At 58.3% G+C, this 3,182-nt stretch carries 1 protein-coding gene and 2 pseudogenes; all 3 read left to right on the forward strand.

Annotation, left to right across the window (positions count from 1 at the left end; genetic code table 11):
• A pseudogene (locus tag AC1DFC_RS29575) lies at positions 1-435 on the forward strand (type VI secretion system Vgr family protein); the annotation flags it as partial.
• Positions 422-2,512: a T6SS effector BTH_I2691 family protein gene (locus tag AC1DFC_RS29580; protein WP_478180561.1), complete on the forward strand. Its 2,091-nt coding sequence runs from the start codon at positions 422-424 to the stop codon at positions 2,510-2,512. The pseudogene AC1DFC_RS29575 and the gene AC1DFC_RS29580, both read left to right, overlap by 14 nt.
• Before the next feature lie 10 nt (positions 2,513-2,522).
• Positions 2,523-3,182 (forward strand): annotated as a pseudogene (locus tag AC1DFC_RS29585) (hypothetical protein); the annotation flags it as partial.

Below are 3,182 nucleotides of genomic sequence, written 5' to 3' on the forward strand. Positions count from 1 at the left end.
TCGACGGCCTGGGCGGGTTCGACCTTCGGCATGGCCGCGCTGCCACGCATCGGGCAGGAGGTCATCGTCGACTTCCTCAATGGCGATCCGGACTGCCCCATCGTCACCGGGCGTGTGCACAACGCCGACGAGATGCCGGCCTGGCAGCTACCCGATCAGAAGCACCTTTCGGGCCTCCGCAGCCGGGAACTGGGCGGCGGCCGCAGCAACCATCTCGCACTCGATGATTCGAGCGGCAAGGTCCAGGCCCAGCTCAAGAGCGACCATCAAAGCTCCAGCCTGAGCCTGGGGCACATCGCGCGCATCGAGGACGTGGCAGGCCGCAAGGACGACCGGGGCCAGGGCTTCGAACTGCGCACCGACGGGCACGGCGCGGTGCGCGCCGCGAATGGTGGAGTTCAGCGCGCTGAGCACGCCATCCGTGCGCGACGCCATCGAGCCGCAGATGCATGGGCTGATGGGAAGCAATGCGCAGGAGCGTGGTTGGGGCGACTATGACGAACAGGTTGAGGTGCAAAGTCCAGGCTATGACGTGATGGGAAACGCTACCGGCGTCACGGAGATCAGCACCGACACGAGGAGGCGCATCGGTCCAAGCTATGACAAAGCCCATGGAGCTCGCCTGGAGCGTATGCGCATTTTCCTGTTGAAGAACAAGGGGGCGGTGGTGGCATGCGACGATGCCGTGGGCATTGCCCAGGAGCTTGGGCACTTGCAAACAGAAGCTCAAACGCCCTACAGCCATTGGCAGATCGAGCAGGCCGGCGGGTTTTCCAAGGGCGTGACCAAGGAATGGGTTCTTCAAACGGCAGTGAGCGCCAAGAGCCTGCGAGACCTCGTCAAGAAAGGCGCGTTTCAAACGATTGGCAGCGGCTACGAAGAATCCAAGAGCTTCCGTGCGCCGTTGCCCAACGATCCTCAGGCACGCGTCCTGGAGCTTGCTGCACGAAATGCCAGCAGAGAGCGAAACAGAGCGCAGCAGGAAACGACCGCCACTCAAAAAATAGACGCGCAATTCATGCGGCTGTTCGATGAATCGACGGCCAAAAGCTTTGTCGATACCGTTCACAAGCCAGCGCATGACAAGGTCCAAGCCTTGCGCTCCAAGCTCGGAGAGGATCAGGGCCGCTGGCTGGGCAGCTCATCTCTCTTCAATGTGATGGGTCGCTACAGTGGCAAGGACGCTCGCGTAGATCGCCCCGGTGGTGGAGCAAACCTGAGTCTTCAACTGGCCCAATGCCTGGCAGGCACCGAAAGCAATGACTGGGGCCGCAAGTGGCTGGAGCAGTTGGATCTCTGGGGTGACAACGCCCTCTCTCGCACGCTGTGCTTCAACAACTTGGCGTACCTGGCGTCGCTCCGACCCGCGGTGGAAGAGGAAGGACAGGCCGGACAAACGACGGCGTTGCCAGCGCCGGACCCCAGCGTTCGATTGCTGGAAAGCCTGGCAGTCAAGCTCAAACTGCTCGCTGGGCGCGTCGGCCTTGGCGACAAGGCCCTTGCATTCATGAGTGAGTTTCCCGCCCTCGGAGAAAGCGGCAGGTTGCGCAAACTGGCGTGGCCCGCGCATGTCATGACACTGATGAGTGTGAAGATGGTCGCGGGCCTTTCCGCATTGCCTGTGACCCGCAAGGAAGCGCAGTTGGTCCGCTATATGGCGTTGACCGGCATCACCACGCTAGGGCGAACCGTGGAGAATGAAGGCGAGCGCTTGCAGTTGCGCGCCAATGACGTAAGGCGCGCACAGATGCTGGGGCGTGCCGAGAAGTTGACCAAGCTTTCCACTGCTCAGAAGGGCAAGGCCGGCGAAGCGGCGATGGATCGAGCGAAAGGTGCAGCGCCTGGTTCACGCGCAGCGATGCTGGCCGGTGTCTTTGACTTCGGAGCCAGCTTGTTGAAGGGTGGACAACTTATCGTCAACCCTGATGGGCGCACCGCGGTGGAAATGGCGGGCAACGTCTTGCAAAGTATCGGCTCGATTGCAGACTGGCGCGCCAAAGCGTACGAAGAGACGATCTTCAAGGGCATCAAAGGCGCCAACGTATACAAGGAGAAGGTCTTGGAGATCGGTTTGGACACGTTGAATGTCGCGCAGCTGAGGAATCTGCAAAAAATGGCATTCAAGTTCTTGCTGCCCGCGGCGATGGTTTCTGTTTGGTTTGATGGGATAGATGCCGCGCAGTCGATACGGAGAGAGCAAGATGCATTGGCACTGGCGCAGATCACGAGTGTCTTCGGTACCATTTTCACAATTACTGGAACAGCAGTGATTGCGTTCGACATTTCCATTCTTGGAATCACTTCGGCAAGCCTTGGTGCTGTGCTGGGATTAGTCGGAGCGGTGCTTGTCGTTGCTTCTGTCGTTGCAATCGCAATCTTTAAGGAAGATGAGTGGATTAACTGGTTGACTGACTGTTCTCTGAACAAGAGTAAAAAGCCAATTCATGGTGATCTGAAAGAAACTTTGCAGAAATTGTCGAACGTGCGAGCTGAGCTGCAGCCAGCACATTAGGGAGTAGAGAATGTTCCCAAACGAACACGTCTATCAACGTGCGCGCAGGCGTTCGATTGCTGAGGGACGCAGGTGTGTGCAAGCCGACGGCAGCAAGAGATTGCTGATGGTCGATGAGTGTCTCGATTCCGTTGGCACAACAATACCAGGTCGATCCCTCTACGCGCAGAACGAAACCTATCTGGAGTTTTGCAATTCGGGGTGGGAGCAACAGTGGAAAGCCGGCATCGGTTCGTTTTTTGTCTTGCTGCCTTGTTTGCTGGTTTTTTGGGGGCTCTACGGGTTTGCAATACACCCGTTCATCACCGGAAACATGCTCTTCCTTTGGTTTGGAGCATTTGAAGCACGGTCAAATTTTGTCTGGTTCGGCTGGCTGCTGCTTTTCCCTTTATCCCTCGGCTGCTGCGTCCTGTTGTGGCTGTGGTTCGACATCATGGGTGCGCGTACGTGCTTCTTCACCTATGCACGAGGCCGCATTCGCTTTAATCGAGTGACGCGCAAGGTCTACCTGCTGAGGCCAAGAGGTTGTGGTGGCAACGCCGTGTTCGACTGGGACCGCCTGCGCGCCATCGTCGACATGGATGGATATGACCTGCTGGCCAGAAAGAATGGTGCGCCCGGCAAGGCTGCTTACTACTCGCTCATCCTCTACCACCCACCGCTTGATGCA

The sequence above is a fragment of the Variovorax sp. 10L421 genome (assembly GCF_056395365.1).